Origin of the sequence: Priestia flexa, from assembly GCF_021441905.1 — a bacterium.
In the GTDB taxonomy this organism is placed as follows: Bacteria; Bacillota; Bacilli; order Bacillales; family Bacillaceae_H; genus Priestia; species Priestia flexa.
Map to the genome: position 1 here is coordinate 2,683,527 of NZ_CP090431.1, position 25,284 is coordinate 2,708,810.

The following is a 25,284-nucleotide window of genomic DNA, read 5'->3' on the forward strand; positions in this document are numbered from 1 at the left end:
TTATTCTACCCCTTTCACTGCTTCAATTGTTGCTTGTAACGTTTCAACATTACTCACTGAATAAACCGTAGCACGGCGATTCACCTTCTTCACAAGCCCTGATAATACTTTTCCTGGACCAATCTCAATAAATGTATCTACGCCTTCAGCAAGCAATAACTCAACCGTTTCTTGCCAGCGAACTGGAGAATATAATTGTTCAATTAATAGCGCTTGTACAGCTTCTTTTTGGATTGTTGGCTGCGCCGTTACGTTAGCTACAACAGGAACTTTCGCATCTTTAAAATCCATTATGCTAAGCGTATCCTGCAGTTTAGCAGCAGCGGGCTTCATTAAGCTAGAGTGGAACGGTCCGCTTACATCTAAAGGAATCGCTCGTTTTGCTCCTTTTTCTTTCGCAAGTTCACTCGCTTTTTCAACACCCTCTGCTGTTCCAGAAATTACAATTTGACCTGGACAATTAATGTTAGCAAGCTGGACAGAAGCTCCTAAAGCCGTAATTTCGTCCGTTACAGCTTTTAACTCTTCAGCGCTCATTCCTAAAATGGCAGCCATTGTTCCTTCACCAGCAGGAACAGCTTCATCCATATAGCGTCCACGCTTGTTTACAGCAACAACAGCATCTTCAAAAGACATTACTCCAGCTGCTACTAACGCACTGTATTCTCCCAAACTATGACCTGCTACATAATCAGGTGTAATCCCACTCTTGTTAAACTCGTTTAAAAGCATTGTGCTAGCAGTAACAAGAGCAGGTTGCGCATGATACGTTAACGTCAGTTCATCTTGTGGACCTTCAAACATAAGGTTTGATAATGAAAAGCCTAGCACTTCATCTGCCTTTGAAAGAAGTTGCTTTGCTTCTTCAGATTGCTCATATAAGTCTTGCCCCATACCTACGGCTTGTGAGCCTTGGCCTGGAAACATAAAAGCTATTTTCCCCATTCTTATTCTCTCCTCGTTTATTCGTTATTTTCTTCACTTTCAACGGAAGCTTGAATGGTAGAAGATACGTTATTTTCTACCATATTTACGGTTTGTTTAATCGCATTAAAGATGGCCGTAGCGTCTGACGAACCATGAGCTTTAATAACCGGTGCATTTAGACCGAACAGGCCTGCGCCGCCATACTCGCTATAGTCCATTTTTGCTTTTAGCCCTTTAAGCTGAGGCTTTAACACGGAAGCAGCTACCTTGCTTTTAAAACTACTCATTAACTCTGCTTTTAACATTGAAAATAGTGAAAGTGCCGTTCCTTCAATAGTTTTCAATGCAACATTACCCGTAAAACCATCCGTTACTACAACGTCTGCAACGCCGTTTAAAAGATCTCGTGATTCTACGTTTCCGATAAAGTTAATGTTGGTTTCTTGAAGCAATTTAAACGTTTGCTTTGTTAACTCATTACCTTTTTTCTCTTCCGTTCCAACGTTTAAAAGCCCAACTTTAGGCGATTGAACACCTCTTACCTGTTCTGCGTATACCGAGCCCATAATTGCATATTGTACAAGGTGCTCAGGTTTCGCATCAACGTTAGCTCCTACATCTAGCATTAAGAAACCTTTGCCGTCCAAAGTTGGCAGCGTCGGAGCTAGAGCAGGACGCTCAATTCCTTTAATACGACCAACAACAAATAACCCAGCCGTCATTAAAGCACCCGTGTTACCTGCAGAAATACATGCATCAGCACGCCCCTCAGCTACTTCAGTAGCCATAAGCACCATTGATGCATTTTTCTTTCTGCGTACTGCACGAACTGGTTCATCTGTTGCTTCAATTACTTCTTCAGTATGAAGAATTGTGATACGTTCTGGATTTGTTAGGTACTTCTTTATTTCAACTTCATTACCAACAAGTGTAATATGTAAGTTTTCAAACTGCTGAATGGCTAATTCTGCACCTTCAATAACCGTTTTGGGAGCGTTGTCCCCTCCCATAGCATCAATTGCTATTTTCATGTTCTTTCTCATCCTTTAGTTTTATTTATCAGATGTAGATCGGTACATATTAAACGTTCCTGAAAACACCTGCTCTTGTCCTACAAAACTATTTACCTCTACGATTGTTCGAGTTTCATCTGTAGACAGAACCTTTGCTTTTGCTATCACGCGCTCATGAATCTTTACAGAACGATGATAGCGAATTGTAGCCTCAATTGTTAATGCTAATTCATCATTAATAACCGCTACTGCAAGTGAGTTTGCTTGAGCAAACAAGTGATGTCCTCTTGTAATTTGATTGCGTTGAAAAACGTGTTCTTCACGCACATCAAAGATGGAAATAGCGGATTGGTCTAGTTCAATATCGATAATTTCCCCAATTACTTCTTCAATAGGCAGAGAACGCACTTCATCTTCTAATTTCTTAGAAGCTACATATTTAATTCGCTCGCGTAATTCAGGGATAGACAATTCTAGGCGGTCTAAGCGAATTGTTTGTACGCTAACTGAAAAACGGTCGGCTAATTCTTCATCTGTGATAAATGGATTCTCGTCAATTGTAGCTTTTAATAACAGCTGTCGATCTCTTTTATTACGCTTCATAACACACCATCCGAACTTTTAATACTAGGTACTAATAGCAGTATATAATCATTGCAATTGAAATGCAACATTTTTAGTAAAGTTACACCTCAATTGCAACGCCGATTCACTGACTATTAATCAAATTTTTCACCTGCTAATACACCTGTTGCTTCCAAATAAGAACGCATCAACTGATATTGCTCATCTTGCCAAAACGCCTCCGAATTCACAAGCTCAGTAGCATCTGTACGGGCTACTTCAAGCGCTCGATAATCGTGGACCATATCCGCTATTTTGAACTCAGGCATCCCGCTTTGCTTTCGGCCAAAAAAGTCCCCAGGCCCTCTAAGCTCAAGGTCTCTTTCTGATAATACAAAACCATCATTTGTCTCCGTCATAATATTCATGCGCTCTTTTCCAACTTCAGACTTTGGATCTGCTAACAAAATACAATACGACTGCGCGTCTCCTCTTCCTACTCGCCCGCGAAGCTGATGGAGCTGTGATAGTCCAAAGCGCTCCGCATCATAGATGACCATAACCGTGGCGTTTGGAACGTTCACCCCTACTTCAACAACCGTTGTCGAAACAAGAATTTGCACATTGTTTACGCTAAACTCTTTCATGACTTCTTCTTTTTCATCTGGTGTTAAGCGCCCATGCATCAGTCCTACATTCCATTGCCCTTTAAAATATTGAACAAGGGTACTATGAACATCAATGGCATTTTGAACGTCTAACTTCTCTGATTCTTCAATCAATGGACAAATTACGTAGGCTTGCCGTCCTTCACTCAGTTCTTTCTGGACAAATTGCAAAATACGCTCTAGCATATCATGCTTTACCCAATACGTTTCGATTGCTTTTCGACCAGCTGGCATTTCATCTATAATCGACACGTCCATCTCACCAAAAGCAGTAATGGCAAGCGTTCTTGGAATAGGAGTCGCCGTCATAAATAATACATCTGGACTTTCACCTTTCTCACGAAGAACTCTACGCTGACCTACACCAAAGCGATGTTGCTCATCCGTAATGACAAGACCAAGACTTTTATACACTACTTCATCTTGGATGAGCGCATGAGTACCGACTAACACGTCTATTTCTCCGGCCTGAACTTGTCGCAGAAGCTCACGCCTTGCTTTCCCTTTAACTGAACCCGTTAACAACCCGACGCGCACTTGAACTTTTTCAAGCATGGCACTTAAGGATTCAGCATGCTGTTCGGCTAAAATTTCAGTTGGAACCATTAGAGCACCTTGATGCCCTGCCAATACCGTTGCATATAGCGCAACGGCAGCAACAACCGTTTTACCTGAACCTACATCTCCTTGTAATAGGCGATTCATTCGATAAGGCGACTTCATATCAGCAGTAATTTCATTCACTACTCGTTTTTGAGCGTTTGTTAACGGGAATGGCAGTTGATTTGTAAACTCAACTAAATCGCTTGATTGAAACACTTGAGACATACCAGCCGTTTCTTCTCGCTCACGCTTTCGAAGCGCCTGCATCTTTAGCTGAAACAGCAAAAACTCTTCATATACAAATCGCCTGCGCGCTTGTTTTAAATCGCTATGGTCTCGAGGTAGATGAATCGTTCGCACCGCATCTTCTCGTGCCATTAACTTATATCGATTTCGGAGCGATAAAGGGAGCATGTCTTCAATTTGACTTCCATACTGATTTAAAGCCAGGGTGATAAACTTACGAATTGCTTTTACAGTAAGCGCTGCTTTTGTGGAATAAACCGGCTCAATGGTTTGATTTTTTTTGAAAGGTGAAAACTGTAGTTCTTGAAGAGTAATCGTTTGGCGGTGCTGATCCCATTTTCCCGTCACAGTAACCATTTGATCAATTTCAAGCTTTGATTTGTAATAAGGTCGGTTAAAGCACGTAACGGTAACAAGATAACGACCAACCAACAAGCGAAAGGTTAATCGAGACCGTTTTTTTCCGTAATAAGTAAGAGAGGGAACGCTGTGAACCTTTCCCTCTACCGTTACTTTTTCATCATGTTTAGCATCCGCTAAATCTTTCAGCTCATAGTCCTCATAGCGATAAGGAAAATGCTCAAGTAAATCTTGTACAGATTGTATCTTCATTTCTTCGAGAAGAGTCGCTGTCTCTTCTCCAATCCCTTTAATGGTTTTAATGGAAATTTTATTTAATTCATTCACTTTTGTTTAATGCAATACCAAAGATCTTTGCTTCTAGCTCGCGACCTGTTGGTGTTGCCGCTAAGCCTCCTTGTGCAGTTTCTCGTAACGCTACTGGCATTGTTTGACCAATTCGATACATTGCATCAATTACTTCATCACACGGAATTCGACTTGTAACACCTGCTAACGCCATATCAGCAGCAATCATTGCATTCGCAGCGCCCATCGCGTTTCTCTTTACGCACGGTACTTCTACTAATCCTGCTACAGGGTCACATACTAATCCTAGCATATTCTTAAGCGTAATTGCCATTGCTTCAGCTGCTTGACTAGGTGTACCACCCGCCATTTCTACAATCGCTGCCGCTGCCATGCCAGACGCTGACCCTACTTCAGCTTGACACCCTCCTGCTGCACCTGAAATGGAAGCATTGTTTGCCACAACAAATCCAAATGCTCCTGATGTAAATAGAAATTCAATCATTTCTTCACGCGTTGGATTTAATTTATTTTTCACTGCAAATAACGTTCCAGGCACCACTCCAGCTGAACCGGCTGTCGGTGTTGCACAAATCGTTCCCATCGCAGCATTTACTTCGTTCGTTGCTACCGCTTTACTTACTGCATCTAAGATTAAATTACCAGATAAAGCATTTCCACTTTCAATATACTTTTGTATTAAAACAGCATCGCCACCTGTTAGACCAGTAACGGACTGAACGCCTCTTAACCCACGCTCTACCGCTTCTTCCATAACCGTTAAATTGCGATCCATTCTTTCAAAGACCTCTTCACGGTTTAAGCCAGTAACTTCTACTTCTTGTTCAATCATAATTTCCGCTATTTTGACCTTTTTACTTTCTGCTAACTCTACTAATTCCGCTACATTTCGAAACATAGTATCCTCCCATTTTACAACATGATGTCATTCTATCTAACCCAATATCATCTTACTAAGCATTTATTTAAACGATAGATTACTTCCTTTTTCCCAAAAGGCATAAAAAGCAGTACGCTACTCAACCATTCTTGTCACTTTAATAATGTGCGGTAATCCTTGTAGCTCTTCAATTACTGCATCTTCAATGTTTGTGTCCATTTCAATGGCCATTAATGCAACCTGTCCTTTTTCTTTTCGAGATACTTCCATATGGCCAATGTTAATAGAATGCTTCATTAATATATTCGTCACCGTTGCAATCGCTCCAAAACGATCGTTGTGTACAACAAGGATAGCAGGATTCATGCCTGATAAATTTAACTCAAATCCATTTAATTCTGTGATTTGAATTTTACCACCACCAATTGAGATACCAACAACTTCAATTTCTTTATCACCATCAATCATTCGCACGCGCGCCGTGTTTGGATGATCAGTAATCGCTGTTTCTTCAATAAACGTCACGTCCATGCCCGCTTGTTTAGCTAATGTAAGAGACTCAGGAATTCGAGGGTCAAACGTATCAAAATCTAATACCCCTCCAATGATTGCTACATCTGTCCCATGGCCTTTATATGTTTGAGCAAAAGATCCATAAAGTGAGACGATGACTTTTTCTGGCTGTTTGCCAAACAACGTTCTTGCTACCCTACCAATACGCGCAGCACCTGCTGTATGTGAACTTGATGGACCAATCATAATTGGACCAATAATATCGAATACGGATTTATATTTCATGGTTACTCTCCCCCTGTAAAAAGGATATTAAACTTTAATGTTATCGCTATCACTTTATATGTTACTTGACGTTTTCTATTTTTGGAACCCTAGAAATTCGTTATAATAAAGTTTTAAAATTCGAAATAATAAGCTAACATTTTTCTCTTTATTCTCCGATAAAAAAAGCTGACTCTTCATTCGAGTCAGCTTTTGAGTTATGCTGCTTCTTTTGTTTCTTGTTCAAGCTCTGCAACTGTTTTGATATTAAAGTTTTTAAACACGATTGAACCAATATACCCAATAACTGCTCCACCAACTGCACATAGTGCTGCGCAAATTGTTACTTTTATTGGATCGTTAAAGCCATACATAACTGCTAAACCGGCAATAGGAGTAGCTGTTCCTGTCGCATCGTTTACCAATCCAAATAGGGAAACAATGACACCACCTACTGCTCCACCAACAAAATTTGTTACATAAATTGGAATTGGGTTAGCCGATATTATATTAGCTTGCGTTAATGGCTCTACAGCTACTGAAATTGTGGTACGACGATCTCCAAATTTCAAACGATCGAATAATACATAATTCATAAATGACGAACCGAAAACCGCTAGTGCACCAATTGCCATCGGAAGACCCGTTAAGCCAAGCATAGCTGTTAAAGCCATTGAGCTTAGAGGTGCCGTAGCAACAACCGTGATAACGCCACCGAGTATAATTCCCATTAGAATTGGATTAGCATTTGCTGTTTCCTTAATGATGGAACCAATGTTCAATAGCGTGGCATCCACCAAAGGCGAAATCCCTGTTGCGATTAAGCGTGTTAACGGTGCAATAACTAAAATTGCTCCCAATAAATCTAAACCTGCAGGCGCTTTTTTCTCTACTACTTTCATAGCAAAAGCCATGATATAGCCAGCAAAGAAGCCAGGTAACAGGCCTAATCCTGAACAGACAACCCCCATCATTAATGCGTAAACGGGAGATACGCCTAGTGCCAACGCTACTAACGCAGCAGCAGCGACGCCACCCATCCCCCCAGCAGCTTCTCCTACTTCACCTAAAAATTTGATGTTTAATAAATCGCCACCCACATACAGTTGAAATGCTTCAACGAGAAACGCCGCAACGGCACCGCTTGCCAAAGCACCCATAGCTTTCATCCCATACGGTGCTTTGTTACTGAAAAGCCAAAATAAAAATAAGACCAATAAAAGCAGTGCCGTACCTTTCAAAATCTCCATTGTAAATTCCCCCTATGCTGCATTCATCTTCACTTAAGTATTCACTTTAAAGTAACGCACGATGTACGCCCCTTTAAAAATTATCACAATATAGTGGGCTTTTCAACCGAAAGAACTATTTATACGAACAAAATAACAAATATAAAACAAAATGTTCGTATTCTGTAAATTCTGATAGTTTAAAAATCAATAAAAAAATGCAAGTTAGTCATAAAACTAACCTGCATTTATATTATTCAATCGCAAAGATATATGAGTATAATGGTTGCCCACCTTTATGGACTTCAACTTCAACATCTTCAAATTGACTTTCAACAAATGATACTAACTCATCCATTTCTGTATCAGCTACATCTTCACCTTGCAAAATCGTGATGATTTCTGAGTCTTCATCAACCATATGTTGCAGTAACTTTTTAGCAGCTTCAAGCTTTTCAGTATCCTTTACAACAATTTGCTTTTCAGCAATTCCCATAAAGTCACCTTTTGCAAGCTCTAAGCCGTCGATATTGGTATCACGTACAGCGTACGTAATTTGCCCCGTCTTCACATGACCAAGGGCTTCTGTCATCGCTTCTTCGTTCGTATTTAGATCTGATTGAGGATTAAACGATAGAAGCGCTGTCATTCCTTGTGGAACTGTTTTAGAAGGAACAACGGCAACGTGATCTCCTACTACAGACGCAGCTTGATTTGCAGCCATCACGATATTACCATTATTAGGAAGGATGATCACTTTTTCAGCATGTGTTTCTTCGATTGCTTTGACAATATCTTCTGTACTTGGATTCATCGTTTGGCCACCTTCAATTACAACAGTAGCTCCGATACTTTTAAACAGCTCTGCAATGCCACTTCCCATTGAAACCGTCACAATACCGTATGGCTTTTTCTCAGCCTTTACAGGAGCAGGTGCTTCTTTCGAAACAATTTCGCTATGCTGTTCACGCATGTTTTCAATTTTCATTTTTATTAAGCTACCGTAGCGCTGACCATAATTTAATACTTCACCCGGATGCTCAGCATGAATATGCACTTTTACGACTTCATCATCAGACACAACTAATAAAGAATCGCCCCATTCGCTTAGATCCTGGCGAAATGTCTCTTCTGAGAATGCGTGCTTTTCCATTTTGTCTGCTTCTAACCGAACCATAAATTCTGTACAGTACCCAAACTCGATGTCTTCAGTGTTCATATGACTTTGAGCGTGCTTATGGTGTTCAGCGTTTACAAGCTCATTCATTGATGGAATTGCCAGAGGTACACCTGGAAGCTTTTCTCCCTTTAGCTCTGCTAGGAATCCTTCATAAATTAAAACTAAGCCTTGTCCACCGCTGTCTACAACGCCTACTTCTTTTAAAACAGGCAGTAATTCTGGGGTGCGATCAAGAGAGGCTTTTGATGCTTTTAGCACTTCTTCCATAAATGGAATCATTTCTGGTTGCTTTTCAGCTACTTCAACTGCTTTTTTAGCCGTATCTTTTGCAACGGTTAGAATCGTACCTTCAATTGGCTTCATAACAGCTTTATAGGCTGTTTCAACGCCCATCTCAAGCGCGTGTGCAAAGTCTACTGTCGTAATAAATTCTTTTTGTTCAATCGCTTTGCCAAAACCTCTGAAAAGCTGTGATAAGATCACGCCTGAGTTACCACGCGCCCCCATTAATAGGCCTTTTGATAAAGCTTGTCCTACTTGTCCAATATGATTTGATACATTTCTTTTTACTTCTTTAGCACCTGATGTGATCGACAGGTTCATGTTGGTACCTGTATCTCCATCTGGAACTGGAAAAACGTTTAGTGCATCTACATAGTCAGCATTGTTTGACAGATGCTGTGCTCCTTGAAGCACCATTTCCGCAAAACGCTTTCCGTTCAATGTTGTCATTGACACGAATCTTCCTCCTTAATTACACGTTCGTTACACGAACACCCTGCACGTAAATATTTACTGAGTCAACCGTTAGACCCACTGTTTGTTCTAGCGTATATTTCACTTTAGTCTGTACGTTATGAGCAATTTCTGAGATTTTCGTTCCATAACTAACAATGATATACATATCAATATGTACTTCATCATTTTCTTGCCTTACGATAATACCGCGTGTAAAGTTTTCTTTACGAAGAATGTCAGTAAGACCATCTTTAATTTGATTCTTAGAAGCCATGCCGATGATGCCATAGCAGTCAATAGCTGCCCCTCCAGCAATCGTTGCAATTACGTCTGTGGAGATATCAATTTGACCGTACTTAGTTTTCATTTCGATGGACATACTTTTTCCCCTTTCTATACATAGGCTAATAAATATTTTACTATAATCAATCTCTTTTTAAAAGAACATTCCCTAATTACCCAAATTTAACTCTCTTTATTATTGAACATACATTCAATTTATATGTCAAGGAAAATTTCTTGAAAGCTTTTGTTGAGAAGTATTGCATTATAAAGAATGCTGTGATAAATTAATATAGTATTTCTCAAAAAGCAGAATTGAGTAGTTTTTTTGTGTTAGGAGGGAAAACTATGGCACGCAAATGTGTAATCACTGGCAGAAAAGCTCGTTCAGGTAATGCACGTTCTCACGCTATGAACGCTACAAAGCGTAAATGGGGTGCTAACGTTCAAAAAGTACGTATCCTTGTGGACGGTAAACCAAAACGTGTATACGTATCAGCTAGAGCCCTTAAATCAGGTAAAGTTGAGCGCGTTTAATTTTCGATAACGAAAAAGCACCATGTATATGGTGCTTCTTTTATTATCTTGCTTTTTAATCTTTTTTAAATGAATTTAGCATGACCTTTACAATACCACCTAAAAACTTTGGAAGTTTAATCGTATAAAATTTCATACTACTCCTCCTCACCATTTCCACCATTCATCTACTTTTAATGGACTACCTTCATCCATTCTTCCATCAACATTATTAAAGTCTTTTACAAGCAATCTGCATCATTGCTTCTTATCATCATTAATATGCCTGTAGTAAATGAAAAAGTACCTCTTTGTGCAAGAAGTTCGTTACTTATACATAAAGTAGAGCCAAGTTCTACATAGTGGTTTGTTAGGGGATACTTAAAGCCTGTTAGCGTAAGGTTTTCAACACCGCCAGCATAAGGAACAAACGAGACGTATTTCGCTTGAGTTCTTACTTCAATTTCATGCGTTCCAGGAGAGAACAATTGAATGCTATTTTGCTTGTCAATTAGCTCTACCTTCACGTTTTCTTGCAGGCTTTTATACAGAAGCTGAATGGCTCCAAACATATGATCAATTCTACCGCCCGTAGCTCCAAAAACCCGAATGTACGCAGGTTTTTTAGACACAGCCCACTCAACCGCAAGCTCTAAATCCGTTGCATCTTTTTCAGAAGGATAAACATGTAAATCTTGCAGCCGATCCTGAATAGCCTTCAGCTGCTCTTCATTGATGGAGTCAAAGTCTCCAAACGCTTCATCAGGAATAATCCCCTGCTCAAGAAGAGTGAACACACCGCGATCTACACCTATCCACTTATCACATGCCTTCCACTTGTGAAGTTCCGGCACATAATTATCCGGACCTCCTGCCAAAATATGAATAATAATGATAAGCCACCCTTTCTATTTATGAATTATTTAAAAAAGTTGCCAAGGAAAAGCAGATTTCACTCCTCCTTTGGCAACTTTTGTAGACTCTTTATATAGTTGAACGAATTCGATCAATTGCCGCTGCGCGGTCTTCTTGATCATAAATAGCTGAGCCAGCTACTAAAACGTTTGCTCCAGCTTCTACGCATTTTTTTGCTGTTTCTTCGTTTACTCCACCATCTACTTCCACTTCAATAGATAGCTGACGAATTTCAATAAGCTGCGAGATTTGTTCAATTTTCGGTAGTACGCTATTAATAAACTTTTGGCCTCCAAAACCTGGATTAACCGTCATTAATAAAATTAGGTCGATGTCTTCTAACACGTGCTTTACAACATCAATTGGAGTAGCTGGATTTAACGCAATTCCAACTTTCATACCATGTTCTTTAATCAATTGAATTGTACGATGTAAATGTGTACAAGCTTCTGCATGCACAGTTAAAATATCAGCACCTGCTTTTGCAAACATCGGAATATACGCATCAGGGTTACCAATCATTAAGTGAACATCTAGCGGAAGAGATGTAATTGGACGAATTGCTTCTACAATTAAAGGACCAATTGTAATGTTAGGAACAAAATGGCCATCCATTACATCCACATGAATATAATCAGCTCCACCAGCTTCTACTTCACGAATTTCTTCTCCTAATTTAGAAAAATTAGCTGATAAGATGGAAGGTGCAATTTTTGTCATGTTTAATACCTCGGCTTTCTTTGCTTGATTTCTTCAACAAACTGCAAATAATGCTCATAACGGTAAGCAGGAATTGCTTGGTTCTCCACTGCCTGCTTAACTGCACATTTTGGTTCTTTCACATGCAGACATCCTCTGAACTTACAGTCTTCACTTAAGCGAGACATTTCTGGAAAGCAGTGAGAAAGTTCTTCTACCTCTAGAGTTAGAAACTCCAAGGAGCTAAAGCCCGGTGTATCTGCTACGAGTCCTTCACCAAATGAAATAAGCTCTACATGTCTGGTTGTATGCTTTCCTCGCCCTAGAGATGTTGAAATATCATTTGTCTTCAGCTCTAACTCAGGCTTTAAAACGTTTAGTAACGAAGATTTACCAACTCCTGATTGTCCTGCAATGACCGTTATTTGATTTTCAAACAGCGGCTTAATTTCTGCAATACCACTTTCCGTTACGGTTGATGTTAAAATTACCTCATATCCTATTTTACGATAATCTTCGGCATATTGCTCAATTAATTGTTTTTGTTTCTCTGACAACAAATCAACTTTTGAAATACAAATAACCGGCTGAATATCATTTGACTCTACCAAAGCTAAAAAGCGATCCAAAAGCACCGTACTAAAATCAGGCTCGATAGCTGAAAATACTAACAACGCTTGATCAACGTTTGAGATTGGCGGTCGAACTAACTCATTTTTACGTTCTTTAATTTCAAGTATATACCCTTCAAGCTCATTATCAGCTTGAAATACTACCTCATCGCCTACTAATGGAGTGACTTTGTTCTTTCGAAACACTCCTCTTCCGCGACACTGGGTTACTTGTCCATCATGAAGAACATAATAAAATCCACTTAAGGATTTAATAATTCTTCCTTCTGGCATAACCTCACTCCTATCATTCTTCTGGATATTCTACAGCTTTTTCTTCAATTACTTGACCATCTCGAACTACTTTGTACTTGGCTGGCTCGCCTTCTTTCACTAACACATCGAATGATTCAGTAACCGTTTCTGTAATTGTTAGTTCTTTAATAGGCACAGACATTGTATTATCTGCATCTTCTACGTAAATCTCTACTTTTTGCTCAGGATTTTCTCCTTCACTATTCTTTTCCTCATAGGGAATTGTTACTTGTACATTGACAGTTTGAGGAGGTACTTCTTCCTTCCCTAAGGAAACTTTAAACGTTAGCTTATCACCTTTTTTAATAACCGAACCAGCTTTCGGGGTTTGAGAAATAACCAAACCTTTTTCAACAGTATCAGAATATTCGTTTTCTACTGCAATTTCAAATTCTTCTTCTGCTACATAATCTCGAACGCTTTTTTCCGTCCATCCTGAGAAATCCTTCACTTTAATTTCCGGAGGTCCTTTGCTTATCCATAACGTAACGGCCGTGCTTTCTGGAACAACCTCTTCACCTTCTTTTGGACTTTGATCTAATATTGTTCCTTTAGGCTCCTCACTGTCGATTTCAATTGTTCGCACTTCACGATAATTCTGACTTTCAAGCAGCTTTTGAACTTCACTTACATCTCGGCCATTAAAGCGATCAAACGCTACTTTTGCTTTCCCAGTACTTCGATAGATAATAACAGCTGTACCTTCTTTTACCACATTTCCCGCTTTAGGTGATGTTTTAACCACATCTCCTTCTTGTACTTCGTCATCAGCTATATCCTTTGGATCTTTCACATTAAACCCTAATGATACAAGCTCAGTCACGGCTGACTCATAGTCTTCATTATGTAAATCAGGAACCGTAATATCCTTAGGCAATAGTAAAGAAGGAATAAAAGTCACAGCAGCGACGCTCGCTGCCGCTAACAATAAAAAAATGAGCGCAAGCGTTAAAATAACTTTACTTTTCTTTCTAGGCTTTTTCTTAGATTCTACTTCATTTTGATGTGTATTAGAAGGTTTACGAACAGCCGTCTTTTCCAATTCATGACCATACGGCTCATCTTTTATAATTGGAATTGCTTTTGTTACTTCATCATCATCTGGTACAATAAACTTTTGTTCATTGTGTCGAGTGGGATGAATAGCAGAGCGTAAATCTTCTTCAAATTCTTCTACCGTATTATAGCGATAAAAAGGGTCTTTTGTTGTTGCTTTCAATACAACGTTTTCTACGCTTTGTGGGATAGAAGGATTCCATTTCCTTGGTGAGGGTGTTTCCGTTTGTAAGTGCTTTAGTGCAATGGAAACAGCAGACTCTCCCGAGAATGGTACTCGCCCAGTTAACAATTCAAATAAAACAACGCCTAATGAATAAATATCGGACTTTTTATTCGCTAGACCTCCTCTTGCTTGTTCTGGAGATAGATAATGAACAGACCCTAATACAGAGTTTGTATGTGTAATAGTTGTTGAGCTTAAAGCCACGGCAATTCCAAAGTCCGTTACTTTTGCCGTATCATCATGGTCAATTAGAATATTTTGTGGTTTAATATCTCGGTGAATAATTCCATATTGATGAGCATGAGCAATTGCGGATGTAATTTGAGTCATAATATGTATCGCTTTCTCTAAAGATAGCGGTGACTCTTGTAAAATATATTGCTTTAAGGTCATTCCAGGGACATATTCCATTACAATATAGTAGATGTCCTCTTCTTCTCCAACATCATAAATACTCACAATATTTGGATGAGCAATGCTTGTTGCAGATTGTGCCTCACGGTGGAAACGCTTAATAAAAGCATCGTCATTAGCAAAATCTAGCCGCAGAACTTTAATTGCCACGTCGCGATCTAAAATCATATCACGTGCTAAATAAACGTTGGCCATGCCACCTCCACCAATGACATGTAGAATTTTATAACGGTCGTTTAGCCGTCTCCCGATTAGCAACGTTCTCACCCACTTTCAGATGTAAAGTCCACAATTGCTAGTGTAATATTATCTTCTCCACCTAATTCATTAGCTAATGTAATTAAGTGTGTACCTGTTTCGTTTAGGGACGTTCCAGGTTGTAAAATGTCTTGGAGCTTCTCTTCGCTTATTTTATTGGAAAGTCCATCTGAACACAATAATAATAAATCCGTTGATTCAACTTCAACTGTTTTTACATCAAGATCTACTTTTTCTTCAGTACCTAATGCACGTAATAAAATATTTTTGCGAGGATGATGTTCCGCATCTTCTCGTGAAATTTGACCGTTTTTCACCAGCTCATTGACAAGGGAATGGTCTTCTGTAATTTGCCTAAAACCATCTTCACTGAATAAATAGCCCCGGCTATCTCCAATATTACCAATTGTACAAAATTCGGATGTGCAAATAGCTAATACGATGGTTGTGCCCATTCCTTTACATTCTTCATGTTCACTTGCATGTTGATGAATAGCTTCATTTACATTCATCACTTGTTCACGTATCCAAATAGTAGCATCATTCGGTTCATTTATAACTGGGCTACTCGTCCAGACGTCTTGCAATTTTTGAACTGCCATCGCGCTGGCTACATCTCCAGCGCGATGACCTCCCATACCATCTGCTACAATTGCAAGCACCTGGCCATGAGCATTCAAAAATACCCCTCCGTTATCTTCATTGTGTTGACGTATTCTCCCTCGGTCTGTCATAAAGACAGTTTCCATACAATCACCTCGTCTCTTCTTTACGCTCCTTCGCACGCAATTGACCACAAGCTGCATCAATATCATGACCTTGCTCACGGCGAATTGTTACGTTAACACCATGTTTTTTCAACGTACTTTCAAATTCAAAAATTTGTTCACGCGGTGTACGAACGTAATCACGCTCTGGAACATAGTTCACAGGAATTAAATTCACGTGACATTTAATGTTTTTAATAAGCGCTGCTAACTCTTCAGCATGTTCCACCTGGTCATTTACTCCACCAAACAAACCATATTCAAAACTGATACGACGACCTGTTTTGTCCGTATAGTATTTAATTGCTTCCATTAAATCAGGTAGCTTGTACGCACGGTTAATAGGCATCAATTTTGAACGAATATCGTTGTTTGGTGCGTGTAGTGAAATGGCAAAATTAATTTGCATTTGCTCATCAGCAAATTTATAGATTTTAGGGATGATTCCACTTGTTGATACCGTAATATGACGCGCACCAATATTAAGACCGTTATCGTGATTAATAATTTTTAAGAAGCCCATCATTTGATCGTAGTTATCAAACGGTTCACCAATACCCATAATTACGACATGACTTACGCGTTCTCCTTGTTCATCAAGCGCTTTTTGTACTTTCACTACTTGAGCAACAATTTCACCAGCTTCTAAGTTACGCTTTAATCCACCAAGCGTAGATGCACAGAACGTACAGCCAATGCGACAGCCAACTTGTGTTGTTACACAGATTGAGTTTCCGTACTCGTGGCGCATAAGCACTGTTTCAATTGTATAACCATCGTGAAGCTCAAATAAAAATTTCATTGTTCCATCTGCAGAAGTTTGTTGAACAGCTGTTTTTAACGTAGTTAAAACAAACGCTTCATTTAACTTATCACGCAGTCCTTTTGACAAATTTGACATATCGTCAAATTCAGTTACACGCTTTACATATAGCCAGTCAAAAATCTGTTTCCCACGGAATTTTTTCTCTCCCTGAGATACTAACCATGCCTCTAACTCATGTAGTTCTAATGAGTAAATTGACGGTTTTTTATTTTCCACTTTTGTATCTTTCGTTCTTTTACTAACAGTTCCTTCCATTTTTACACCTTCTTTTGTAAACATGCAATATAAAACCCATCGCTTTCCTCGCTTGGAAGCAGTTGAATTTGTCCATGTTTAACGTTTTGTTTAAGCTTTTCTGGCATGCGTTCTGCCAAGGTAGAGTCTACCATAAATTCTGCATGATTATCGAGAAATGCATCCACTACATCTCCATTTTCATCACGATCAATCGTACATGTACTGTATACAAGCGTCCCACCCTTTTTTAAAAGTGGCGCAACAGCTGATAAAATATCAAGCTGGATTTTTGCCAATTGCTGAACGTCACGCTCGGTCTTAACATACTTTAAATCCGGCTTTCTTCGCATAACCCCGAATCCTGAGCACGGAGCATCGACTAAAATGCGATCAAACGTTTCCGCTTCAAAGCGCTCTGCCACCTTACGACTATCTTGCACCGTTGGTGAAACATTCGTAAGCTGCAAGCGCTCTGCTTGCTCAGAAATTAACTTGACTTTATGATCATGAATATCTAAAGAAATGACTTGTCCCGTATTGTTAAGCTTTTCACCGATATGAGTTGATTTCCCACCTGGTGCTGCACAGCTATCTAATATCATTTCTCCTTGTTCGACACCAAGAGCATGAGCGACAAGCATTGAACTTTCGTCCTGTACAGTAAACATCCCTTTTCTAAACGCATCTGTATATGCAGCATTTCCTTTTTGAACTTCTAAAGCTTCCTCAACAAGCTCACCGCTTTCTACAGAAATACCTTCTTCTTTAAGCTGAGCAACTACTTCAGAAATAGTGAACCTCGCTGTGTTTACGCGAAGCGTTTGCTTAGGGGACATTAGATTAGCTAAACAAATTTCACGCGTTTTGTCCAATCCATATTGTTCCACCCATCGTTTTACCAACCATAAAGGATGACTCGTTTCTACCGATAAGCGCTCGATAGGATCTTTAATCTCTTCTACGCTTGGAACTCCGTTTCGTTGCACATTACGTAAAACACCATTCACCATCGAAGCAATTCCTTTATGGCCACGCTTCTTAGCAATTTCTACTGCTTCATGAATAACTGCGCGATCAGGTACACGATCTAAGTGCAGCATCTGATAAAGAGACAAACGAAGCAATACTTTGACCCAAGGCTGAAGCTTTTTGGCTTTCGCTAAAAATGGAGCCAAACTATAGTCTAGCGTATCTCTTCTTTGAATTGTACCATATACAATCTCTGTTAAGAGACCGGCATCTTTCCCTTGAACACCGTACTTTTGAATACTTTTGTTTAACAACAAGTTACTGAAAGCCTGATTTTTTTCAATCGAAAGTAAAATATCAAGCGCGATATCACGAACGTTATATTTACTCATTATGAGCTCCTAACATAGCTCCTACTTCAATGCCATTCCCGCGTAAGAACTGCGCGGCTTCCATTCTCTTTTTCCCAGATGGTTGAAGCTCTGTAATTTTAATTCCTGTACGGTTTCCTGTCGCCACGATAAATCCATCTTTTTCAAGGGATACTACCTTCCCCGGATCTCCTTCTGCAGCAACTTTTTCTCCCCACCAAACTTTCATCACTTGACCATCTAGCGTCGTATACGCCACTGGCCAAGGGTGAAGACCGCGGATGTGGTTATAAATTTCCTCACCGCTTCGCGTCCAATCAATTTTTTCTTGTTCGCGCTTTATGTTAAACGCAAATGTAGCTTCATCTTCGTTCTGCTTTATTGGCGTTAGATTACCTGATACGAGGGCTGGAATAGTTTCAGATAATAATTTAGCTCCCGCTTCGCTTAGTTTATCGTGCAGTGTTCCAACATGGTCTTTTTCTTCAATAGGCACTTCGACTTTCGTCAAAATATCACCGGCATCTAGCTTTTCGACCATATACATAATCGTTACGCCAGTTTTGGGCTTCCCTTGTAAAATAGAATAATGAATCGGTGCTCCTCCTCTAAGCTCAGGCAGCAACGATGCATGGACATTAATACAGCCATATTTCGGCGCTTCTAAAATTGGTGTTGGTAAAATTTGTCCAAACGCTGCCGTTACAATTAAGTCAGGGTTATATGCCAATACTTCACTGTACGCTTCTTCTAAACGAATTTTTTCTGGTTGCAGCACTGGAATGCCATGCTTTTGTGCCTCTACTTTCACTGGTGGTGGAGTCATAACTCTTTTTCTTCCTTTTGGACGATCAGGCTGTGTTACAACGGCCACTACTTCATATCCATCTTTAATTAAAGTTTGCAATACCGGTACGGAAAAATCCGGTGTTCCCATAAACACGACTTTCATTTTAAATTCCTACCCTTCTAGTTCTCCATCTTCATAATAACGCGATACTTTCTCAGTAAAAAGTACCCCGTGTAAATGGTCAATTTCATGCTGAATGGCACGAGCTAAAAAACCCTTTGCTTCCATTACAAATACTTTTCCACGACGATTATGTGCTCGTACTTTCACATAATCAGCGCGAGTTACGTCACCAAAAAGGCCCGGAAAACTTAAGCAGCCTTCAGGACCAGTTTGTTGACCATGCTTTTCAAGAATGACTGGGTTAACCAATTCAATTTTTCCGTGTCGATCTCCTATATCAACCACTGCTACTTGCTGTAATACACCAACCTGTGGAGCAGCAAGTCCTACTCCATCTGCTTCAAGCATTAAATCATACATGCCATTGATTAACTTAGCTAATTTATTATCAAACACTGTGACAGGTTCACATTTTGTCTCTAATACTTCATCGGGATGGTAAACTAGCTTTAATTTAGCCAAATTACTCCCTCCTTCAACTCTTTCTATTTATATCCAAAACTGCAGTCATTTAACGTTTTAGTTGTCGATTTACATCATTGAATAAGGGTGTAAATCAATCGTAATCGTTAATTGTTCCTGCTGCATTTGATCTTGGTACTGGTTCACTACATATTTTAAAGCTGGTATCATATTCGGTTCCAGCTTGTATTTTATCATGCATTGATATCGATATCTATCTTTTATCTTAGCAATTGGAGAGGTAACAGGTCCTAAAATAACGGCTTGCGGAGAGAGCTTTTGTCTTAAATACTGCGATATTTTCCCAGTCACAGACACCACTTTTGCCACATTTTCATGTGAGACAGTTACCAACGCCAAATAAAAGAACGGTGGATAACGATGAGCTTGTCTAAGCTTCATTTCCTCAAGATAAAAAGTATCATAGTCGTGCTGACTTGCTAACTGAATGCTGTAATGCTCAGGAGCATAGGTTTGAATAACGACTTCACCAGGCAAGTGGTGACGTCCCGCTCTTCCGCTTACTTGTGTAAGGAGCTGAAACGTTTTTTCAGCAGCTCGAAAGTCAGGAAGGTTCAACATCGTATCTGCTGATAACACCCCAACAAGCGTTACGTTTGGAAAGTCTAAACCTTTAGCAATCATTTGCGTACCTAATAAAATCTGCGCTTCTCCATTTCCAAACTTTGTTAGGAGCTTTTCATGCGCCCCTTTTCGGCTTGTTGTGTCAACATCCATTCGAATGACAGACGCTTCAGGCAACACCTTTCCAAGCTCTTCTTCCACCTTTTGCGTCCCTGATCCAAAAAAGCGAATATGGTCGCTTTCGCACTCTGGACAAGCCGTTTGAGTTGGCTCTTCATAGCCACAGTAATGACATTTCATTCGGTTTTGGTAGCGGTGATATGTCAATGAAATTTCACAGTGCGGACACGAAGGAACATATCCACAGTCACGGCACATAACAAAAGATGAGTGCCCTCTCTTATTTAAGAACAATACAATTTGTTCTCGTCTTTCAAGGCGCTCACGTATTTTTTCAAGAAGAAGCGTAGAGAACATTGACCGGTTTCCATCGCGGAGCTCTTCACGCATATCTACAATATCTACTTTTGGAAGAGCTGATTTATTCATTCGTTCGCGTAGTGGCAGAAGTTTATAAACCCCTTTTTGAGCACGTGCAAATGACTCTAGTGTCGGGGTTGCACTTCCTAAAATTACTGGACAGTTGTGAAATTCTGCGCGTTTAATTGCCACATCGCGCGCGTGATACCTGGGATTCTCCTCTTGCTTATAGCTCGTTTCATGCTCTTCATCAATGATGATGATGCCCACATGTTGAAACGGAGCAAAGATAGCCGACCTTGCCCCTACGACTACGGATACCTCTTTGCGCTGAATTTTACGCCACTCATCGTATTTCTCACCGGCCGACAAACCGCTATGCATCACGGCTACCTTCGAACCGAATCGCTCTTTAAATCTTTTGACCATTTGAGGCGTTAGTGATATTTCTGGAACAAGCATAATTGCTTCTTTCCCCTGTTTCAACACTTGATCAATTGACTGTAAATATACTTCCGTTTTACCGCTTCCAGTTACACCATACATGAGAAAAACATCGTGTTCATGGTTCTCAATATCGCGCAGGATTGGCTTGATAGCAGCCGATTGCTCATCTGTTAACGGAAAAGGTTTTGAAGGAATAAAATCACGATTGGCATACGGGTCTCGATAAATCTCCATATCAACCTCGTGAAGCAATCCTTTTGAAACTAATCCTTTAATAGGTGCACTCGTTACGTTAAGCACAGTCATAATGTCTCTTTGTGCTACTTCTTCTTCTTGCACAAGCATAAATTCAAGCACTTGCTTTTGCTTTTCAGCTTGTTTAGGCAACTCTTGGAGCAGCTGTTTGACATGTTCAGGCGGCTGAGCTAAACGAAGAGCTTTCACGGTCTTTTTATTCCCTTTACTTTTGACTAAATATACAACTTCTAAGAGTCCTTTTTGAATATCACGATAAAAGCTATTTACAGACTCTGATTTCTCAATGTCGCTCCACATCACTTCGGAAGTATGTTGAAAGTACGGCTGAACCTTTGAGTGAAGCTGTGAACTTTCTACTCCTGATTGAAGCAATATCTTTTTGTCATATTTTGCTTTCATCGCAGCAGGGAGCATTACTTGAAAAGCAGATATTTTAAAGCAAAGCGTTTTTTCAGTGAGCCAATGACCTAGCTCTAATAGTTCAGGCGTTAACACAGGTGTTAAATCAAGCAGCTCAGCGATTGGCTTCGTTCGCTTTACATCTGTTTCTAATTTAACGTCTACAACAAACCCCTGCACCTTGCGCGGGCCAAACGGAACGATTACCCGCATTCCTGGGACAAGAATCTCTCTCCACTGTTGAGGAATCGAGTAATCGAATGCTCGGTCCGTCTGCTTCGCTGCTACGTCAACAATTACGCTAGCAAAATTCATTGTCGAACACTCTCTAGCAGCTGCTTCACTTCTTCTAATAAAACTTTAGCGACAGATGATTTAGACATAAGAGGAAGCTGCCTTTGCTCACCGTTTCGCTTATAAAATTTTACGATATTCGTATCTGTTCCAAAACCTGCACCTTCACTTGTTACGTTGTTAGCGACAATCATATCTAGATTTTTGCTTTCGAGCTTCTTTTGAGCATATAAGTCTACCTGTTCTGTTTCTGCTGCAAATCCAACGAGCACCTGATTGTAATCTTTATAATCTCCGAGCGTTTTTAAAATGTCAGTAGTGCGCTCCAACTCTAGTACTGCCTCTCCCGGCTGCTTCTTCATCTTTTGCTGATGAACATGCTTTGGACGATAGTCAGCAACTGCCGCGGATTTAATGACAACATCCATATCCGTATAATGCTTCATCACCGCTTCAAACATCTGCTGTGCACTCTCGACTTGAACTGTTTTGACGTTAACGGGTGGCGTCAGCTGTGTTGGCCCAGATATAAGCGTTACGTTGGCTCCTTGCTTCGCTGCTTCTTCTGCGATAGCATAGCCCATTTTCCCAGTCGAACGATTAGTAAAGAAACGTACAGGATCCACTCGTTCAACCGTTGGCCCTGCTGTAACTAAAACATTCGTACCTTTTAGCGCTTGAGGTGGCTTTTGGTCATAAAAATAAGACTGTAGAAGACTAACAATTGTTTCAGGTTCTTCTAACCTTCCTTTCCCAACATAACCACATGCTAAATAACCCTCTCCAGGCTCCACAAACTGATAGCCAAATGAAGCTAATGTTTGCATGTTCTTTTTTACAGCTGGATGATCGTACATATGAACATTCATTGCTGGAGCAATCCAAACTGGAGCTGTGGCAGCAAGAAGAGTAGTTGAAATCATATCATCAGCAATTCCATTTGCTAATTTCCCTATCATATTAGCAGTAGCAGGTGCGACAAGAATTAAATCTGGCCAATCTGCTAAGTCAATATGTGCAATAACAGCCGGATCTTTTTCATCAAATGTATCTGTGTATACAGGATTTCTTGAAAGTGCTTGAAATGTTAACGGCGTAACAAACTCACGAGCAGAATCTGTCATAATGACTTTCACTTCGGCTCCTGCTTGTACTAACTTACTGGTTAAAGCCGATGCCTTATAAACAGCAATTCCACCACTAACACATAATAAAATTCGTTTTCCTTTCAACATCGTTACCCATACTCCCATCTTTTTATCTACTGAACAACCTTTACAATGTCCATATTATAACATGTTCAAGAATAGAAGTTGATTTTGACAAACCCTCTTTCTAACAGAAAAAAATAACAACCTACTGCGAATAGGTTGTTATTTTAACAATTATCTTTCTTCATTCTCATCTTTTGAAGGTACGTGCGTATACGTAAGTTGTTCTGAGTTGATTTCTTCTAATGCACAACCTACTAATTTATGAGATACAGGTCTTTGGATTGTTGTATCATTATGCATTTGAAGTTGACGTGCGCGCTTTGCAGCTACTGTTACTAGCGTATATTTAGAATCTAAACGTTGCATTAATGAATCAATTGACGGATAAAGCATTTATTCTACCTCCAACATTCTTTTATAGCGTGCAGATACACGGTCGCGGCGGCAATGCTCTGCCGTGACAATTGCTTGAATACGTGCACATGCATTTTCTACCTTGTCATTTTCTACTACATAATCGTATGCATCCATAAGCTCAATTTCTTCTTTTGCTACGCGCATACGGTTGTTAATTAAATCTTCTGTTTCTGTACCGCGGTTTACAATACGACTCTTCAACTCTGATAAGCTTGGTGGTGCTAAGAAAATAAACAATCCTTCTGGAAATGCTTCTTTCACTTGAAGAGCACCTTGAACCTCAATTTCTAAAAAGACATCTTTCCCTGAAGCTAACGTTTCTTCAACGTAGTCAATTGGTGTACCGTAGTAGTTCCCTACGTACTCTGCCCACTCTAGAAGCTTTTTATTTTCAATCATGTGCTCAAATTCTTCGCGCTCTTTAAAGAAATAATCCACACCATCAACTTCGCCTTCACGTGGACGACGCGTTGTTGCTGAAATAGAGTACTGAAGTTTAATATCTTCTTGTTCAAATAATGCTTTTCTTACCGTTCCTTTTCCAACACCTGACGGTCCGGAAAGAACGATTAATAAACCTCTTTCAATCATTGGTTTATACGCCCTACCCTTCTACTAATTCTTCTTTATTCACAAGCCTTTGTGCTACAGTTTCCGGTTGAACAGGAGCTAAAATAATATGATTACTGTCCATTACAATCACAGCTCGGGTTTTTCTTCCCTGCGTGGCATCAATTAAACTTCCGCGATCCTTCGCTTCTTGCACAATTCGTTTAATTGGTGCTGATTCCGGCTGAACGACAGAAATGATGCGATTAGAAGAAATAAAATTTCCAAATCCAACATTAATTAATTTACCGCTCATACAAAGCCCCCTACTGTATCCATATTGTGTCCGTCTATTCTGAAGGCTACTAGTAACTATTCAATATTTTGAACTTGTTCTTTCAAACGCTCTAGCTGCGTTTTCATATCGATGACACATTGAGCAATCTTACCATTATTCGCTTTCGCTCCAATTGTGTTCATTTCTCGATTTAACTCTTGCACAAGAAAATCAAGCTTTCTCCCGATAACATCGGTTGTATCAATTGTTTGAAAGAACTGAGTAAGATGACTGTGAATACGGGTTAATTCTTCATTAACGTCGGCTTTTTCAGCGAAAATAGCCACTTCTGCTAGCACTCGCTGTTCATCGATTGTACCTTCAAGATAGTCGGTTAATCTTTTTCTCAAGCGATCCTCATATTGCTCACTAACAGTCGGTGCAAGCGATTCTACTTCGTCGCGAAGCTGCTGGATGTTGGTGAGATGCTGAACTAAATCTTGATATAATTCTTGCCCCTCTTTTTCACGCATCGTTAGCAGCTGACCTACTGCTTGTTCAACCGCTGTAAAAACCAGCTGGTGAATTGATGTTTGGTCTACTTCTTCTTCAGAAGTCGTCATTACGTCAGGCATATGCAGAATATCTTGAATTTCAACAGACTTGGAAAGCTGGTGACGCTCGCTAATTTCTTGGAAAGCTTTCATATACTCACCTAGCAACTCCCAATCCGTTTGTAACGTCTTTTTAGCTAATCCTTCACCTGAAATCGTAACAAATACTTCTACTCTACCACGTTTTATGTATGTTTGAATGATTTTTTTTATTTTATCTTCAATTTCCATTAATTGCCTTGGCATTCGCACAGTAATTTCACAAAAGCGATGATTTACCGATTTCATTTCTACCGTTACCGCTTGAACGTCATTATCTGCTCGTCCTCGGCCAAAACCTGTCATACTTCTTATCATTA

26 protein-coding genes are annotated in these 25,284 nt (G+C 39.8%); 1 reads left to right on the forward strand and 25 read right to left on the reverse strand.

All coding sequences use genetic code 11. From position 1 onward, the window contains the following. The 9 genes from fabD to LZP85_RS13835 form a co-directional block, all read right to left on the reverse strand. Positions 1–945 carry an ACP S-malonyltransferase gene (gene fabD, locus LZP85_RS13795; RefSeq protein WP_025909020.1) on the reverse strand — a complete coding sequence of 315 codons (945 nt, stop codon included), beginning with the start codon at positions 943–945 and terminating at the stop codon, positions 1–3. Positions 946–962: 17 nt separating this feature from the next. Beyond that, complete coding sequence (plsX, locus tag LZP85_RS13800) at positions 963–1,958, reverse strand: phosphate acyltransferase PlsX (protein WP_119542557.1); 996 nt, start codon at positions 1,956–1,958, stop codon at positions 963–965. Between the two features lie 21 nt (positions 1,959–1,979). Continuing rightward, entirely contained in the window at positions 1,980–2,543 is a 564-nt protein-coding gene (gene fapR, locus LZP85_RS13805; RefSeq protein ID WP_025909022.1) for a transcription factor FapR, read from the reverse strand. A 116-nt stretch (positions 2,544–2,659) separates the two neighbouring features. Further along, positions 2,660–4,708, reverse strand: a complete 2,049-nt coding sequence (recG, locus tag LZP85_RS13810) for an ATP-dependent DNA helicase RecG (protein WP_119542556.1) — start codon at positions 4,706–4,708, stop codon at positions 2,660–2,662. Further along, entirely contained in the window at positions 4,701–5,588 is an 888-nt protein-coding gene (gene sdaAA, locus LZP85_RS13815) for an L-serine ammonia-lyase, iron-sulfur-dependent, subunit alpha (RefSeq protein ID WP_025909024.1), read from the reverse strand. Before sdaAA ends, recG begins: the two co-directional genes overlap by 8 nt. A gap of 117 nt (positions 5,589–5,705) precedes the next feature. Beyond that, positions 5,706–6,368, reverse strand: coding sequence for an L-serine ammonia-lyase, iron-sulfur-dependent subunit beta (gene sdaAB, locus LZP85_RS13820; RefSeq protein WP_025909025.1), 663 nt, complete (start codon positions 6,366–6,368; stop codon positions 5,706–5,708). Between the two features lie 197 nt (positions 6,369–6,565). After that, positions 6,566–7,597, reverse strand: a complete 1,032-nt coding sequence (locus tag LZP85_RS13825) for a PTS sugar transporter subunit IIC (RefSeq protein WP_119542555.1) — start codon at positions 7,595–7,597, stop codon at positions 6,566–6,568. A 232-nt stretch (positions 7,598–7,829) separates the two neighbouring features. Further along, a complete protein-coding gene (locus LZP85_RS13830; RefSeq protein ID WP_119542554.1) occupies positions 7,830–9,494 on the reverse strand; it encodes a DAK2 domain-containing protein in 1,665 nt (554 codons plus the stop codon). 16 nt (positions 9,495–9,510) lie between these two features. After that, a complete protein-coding gene (locus tag LZP85_RS13835) occupies positions 9,511–9,873 on the reverse strand; it encodes an Asp23/Gls24 family envelope stress response protein (protein ID WP_025909028.1) in 363 nt (120 codons plus the stop codon). Between the two features lie 251 nt (positions 9,874–10,124). On the opposite strand from LZP85_RS13835, the gene rpmB reads away from it, so the two are divergent. Further along, positions 10,125–10,313, forward strand: a complete 189-nt coding sequence (gene rpmB, locus LZP85_RS13840; protein WP_025909029.1) for a 50S ribosomal protein L28 — start codon at positions 10,125–10,127, stop codon at positions 10,311–10,313. A gap of 55 nt (positions 10,314–10,368) precedes the next feature. Here the strand turns inward: rpmB and spoVM are convergent, their stop codons facing one another. The 16 genes from spoVM to LZP85_RS13920 all read right to left on the reverse strand — a co-directional run bounded on the left by spoVM (position 10,369) and on the right by LZP85_RS13920 (position 25,282). Then, entirely contained in the window at positions 10,369–10,449 is an 81-nt protein-coding gene (gene spoVM, locus LZP85_RS13845; protein WP_016765421.1) for a stage V sporulation protein SpoVM, read from the reverse strand. Between the two features lie 85 nt (positions 10,450–10,534). Continuing rightward, positions 10,535–11,188: a thiamine diphosphokinase gene (locus tag LZP85_RS13850; protein ID WP_119542553.1), complete on the reverse strand. Its 654-nt coding sequence runs from the start codon at positions 11,186–11,188 to the stop codon at positions 10,535–10,537. An 88-nt stretch (positions 11,189–11,276) separates the two neighbouring features. Next, the gene (gene rpe, locus LZP85_RS13855; RefSeq protein WP_025909031.1) at positions 11,277–11,927 is read right to left on the reverse strand and encodes a ribulose-phosphate 3-epimerase; all 651 of its coding nucleotides are present in this window, start codon (positions 11,925–11,927) and stop codon (positions 11,277–11,279) included. A 2-nt stretch (positions 11,928–11,929) separates the two neighbouring features. Further along, positions 11,930–12,811: a ribosome small subunit-dependent GTPase A gene (rsgA, locus tag LZP85_RS13860; protein ID WP_119542552.1), complete on the reverse strand. Its 882-nt coding sequence runs from the start codon at positions 12,809–12,811 to the stop codon at positions 11,930–11,932. Between the two features lie 13 nt (positions 12,812–12,824). Continuing rightward, complete coding sequence (pknB, locus tag LZP85_RS13865; RefSeq protein WP_182840801.1) at positions 12,825–14,786, reverse strand: Stk1 family PASTA domain-containing Ser/Thr kinase; 1,962 nt, start codon at positions 14,784–14,786, stop codon at positions 12,825–12,827. 5 nt (positions 14,787–14,791) lie between these two features. After that, complete coding sequence (locus LZP85_RS13870) at positions 14,792–15,535, reverse strand: Stp1/IreP family PP2C-type Ser/Thr phosphatase (RefSeq protein ID WP_025909034.1); 744 nt, start codon at positions 15,533–15,535, stop codon at positions 14,792–14,794. 4 nt (positions 15,536–15,539) lie between these two features. Further along, complete coding sequence (gene rlmN / locus LZP85_RS13875; RefSeq protein ID WP_234562259.1) at positions 15,540–16,634, reverse strand: dual-specificity RNA methyltransferase RlmN; 1,095 nt, start codon at positions 16,632–16,634, stop codon at positions 15,540–15,542. 2 nt (positions 16,635–16,636) lie between these two features. Continuing rightward, entirely contained in the window at positions 16,637–17,977 is a 1,341-nt protein-coding gene (gene rsmB / locus LZP85_RS13880) for a 16S rRNA (cytosine(967)-C(5))-methyltransferase RsmB (protein WP_119542550.1), read from the reverse strand. Beyond that, entirely contained in the window at positions 17,970–18,908 is a 939-nt protein-coding gene (gene fmt, locus LZP85_RS13885) for a methionyl-tRNA formyltransferase (protein ID WP_119542549.1), read from the reverse strand. The genes rsmB and fmt overlap by 8 nt, the downstream gene beginning before the upstream one ends. 9 nt (positions 18,909–18,917) lie before the next feature. Beyond that, positions 18,918–19,391, reverse strand: coding sequence for a peptide deformylase (def, locus tag LZP85_RS13890; protein WP_061784601.1), 474 nt, complete (start codon positions 19,389–19,391; stop codon positions 18,918–18,920). A gap of 69 nt (positions 19,392–19,460) precedes the next feature. Then, positions 19,461–21,875 carry a primosomal protein N' gene (priA, locus tag LZP85_RS13895; RefSeq protein ID WP_119542548.1) on the reverse strand — a complete coding sequence of 805 codons (2,415 nt, stop codon included), beginning with the start codon at positions 21,873–21,875 and terminating at the stop codon, positions 19,461–19,463. Further along, positions 21,872–23,089, reverse strand: a complete 1,218-nt coding sequence (coaBC, locus tag LZP85_RS13900; RefSeq protein ID WP_119542547.1) for a bifunctional phosphopantothenoylcysteine decarboxylase/phosphopantothenate--cysteine ligase CoaBC — start codon at positions 23,087–23,089, stop codon at positions 21,872–21,874. The genes priA and coaBC overlap by 4 nt, the downstream gene beginning before the upstream one ends. Before the next feature lie 150 nt (positions 23,090–23,239). Beyond that, positions 23,240–23,461: a DNA-directed RNA polymerase subunit omega gene (gene rpoZ / locus LZP85_RS13905; RefSeq protein WP_025909041.1), complete on the reverse strand. Its 222-nt coding sequence runs from the start codon at positions 23,459–23,461 to the stop codon at positions 23,240–23,242. Then, on the reverse strand, positions 23,462–24,076 hold the full coding sequence (gene gmk, locus LZP85_RS13910) for a guanylate kinase (protein ID WP_025909042.1): 615 nt from the start codon (positions 24,074–24,076) through the stop codon (positions 23,462–23,464). Positions 24,077–24,089: 13 nt separating this feature from the next. Beyond that, entirely contained in the window at positions 24,090–24,350 is a 261-nt protein-coding gene (gene remA, locus LZP85_RS13915; protein WP_025909043.1) for an extracellular matrix/biofilm regulator RemA, read from the reverse strand. Between the two features lie 56 nt (positions 24,351–24,406). Further along, entirely contained in the window at positions 24,407–25,282 is an 876-nt protein-coding gene (locus tag LZP85_RS13920; RefSeq protein WP_206782075.1) for a YicC/YloC family endoribonuclease, read from the reverse strand. Positions 25,283–25,284 lie beyond the last annotated feature (2 nt).

Bases quoted from the DNA above. Each gene is read 5' to 3' on its own strand.
- LZP85_RS13870 (WP_025909034.1), bottom strand. From the start codon at position 15,535: ATGGAAACTGTCTTTATGACAGACCGAGGGAGAATACGTCAACACAAT.
- coaBC (WP_119542547.1), bottom strand. From the start codon at position 23,089: ATGTTGAAAGGAAAACGAATTTTATTATGTGTTAGTGGTGGAATTGCT.
- plsX (WP_119542557.1), bottom strand. From the start codon at position 1,958: ATGAAAATAGCAATTGATGCTATGGGAGGGGACAACGCTCCCAAAACG.
- priA (WP_119542548.1), bottom strand. From the start codon at position 21,875: ATGAATTTTGCTAGCGTAATTGTTGACGTAGCAGCGAAGCAGACGGAC.
- fmt (WP_119542549.1), bottom strand. From the start codon at position 18,908: ATGAAAGTCGTGTTTATGGGAACACCGGATTTTTCCGTACCGGTATTG.
- rpoZ (WP_025909041.1), bottom strand. From the start codon at position 23,461: ATGCTTTATCCGTCAATTGATTCATTAATGCAACGTTTAGATTCTAAA.
- gmk (WP_025909042.1), bottom strand. From the start codon at position 24,076: ATGATTGAAAGAGGTTTATTAATCGTTCTTTCCGGACCGTCAGGTGTT.
- LZP85_RS13835 (WP_025909028.1), bottom strand. From the start codon at position 9,873: ATGTCCATCGAAATGAAAACTAAGTACGGTCAAATTGATATCTCCACA.
- sdaAB (WP_025909025.1), bottom strand. From the start codon at position 6,368: ATGAAATATAAATCCGTATTCGATATTATTGGTCCAATTATGATTGGT.
- sdaAA (WP_025909024.1), bottom strand. From the start codon at position 5,588: ATGTTTCGAAATGTAGCGGAATTAGTAGAGTTAGCAGAAAGTAAAAAG.
- rpmB (WP_025909029.1), top strand. From the start codon at position 10,125: ATGGCACGCAAATGTGTAATCACTGGCAGAAAAGCTCGTTCAGGTAAT.
- remA (WP_025909043.1), bottom strand. From the start codon at position 24,350: ATGAGCGGTAAATTAATTAATGTTGGATTTGGAAATTTTATTTCTTCT.
- rlmN (WP_234562259.1), bottom strand. From the start codon at position 16,634: ATGGAAGGAACTGTTAGTAAAAGAACGAAAGATACAAAAGTGGAAAAT.
- rsgA (WP_119542552.1), bottom strand. From the start codon at position 12,811: ATGCCAGAAGGAAGAATTATTAAATCCTTAAGTGGATTTTATTATGTT.
- LZP85_RS13825 (WP_119542555.1), bottom strand. From the start codon at position 7,597: ATGGAGATTTTGAAAGGTACGGCACTGCTTTTATTGGTCTTATTTTTA.
- rsmB (WP_119542550.1), bottom strand. From the start codon at position 17,977: ATGAGTAAATATAACGTTCGTGATATCGCGCTTGATATTTTACTTTCG.
- fabD (WP_025909020.1), bottom strand. From the start codon at position 945: ATGGGGAAAATAGCTTTTATGTTTCCAGGCCAAGGCTCACAAGCCGTA.
- fapR (WP_025909022.1), bottom strand. From the start codon at position 2,543: ATGAAGCGTAATAAAAGAGATCGACAGCTGTTATTAAAAGCTACAATT.
- LZP85_RS13920 (WP_206782075.1), bottom strand. From the start codon at position 25,282: ATGATAAGAAGTATGACAGGTTTTGGCCGAGGACGAGCAGATAATGAC.
- spoVM (WP_016765421.1), bottom strand. From the start codon at position 10,449: ATGAAATTTTATACGATTAAACTTCCAAAGTTTTTAGGTGGTATTGTA.
- rpe (WP_025909031.1), bottom strand. From the start codon at position 11,927: ATGACAAAAATTGCACCTTCCATCTTATCAGCTAATTTTTCTAAATTA.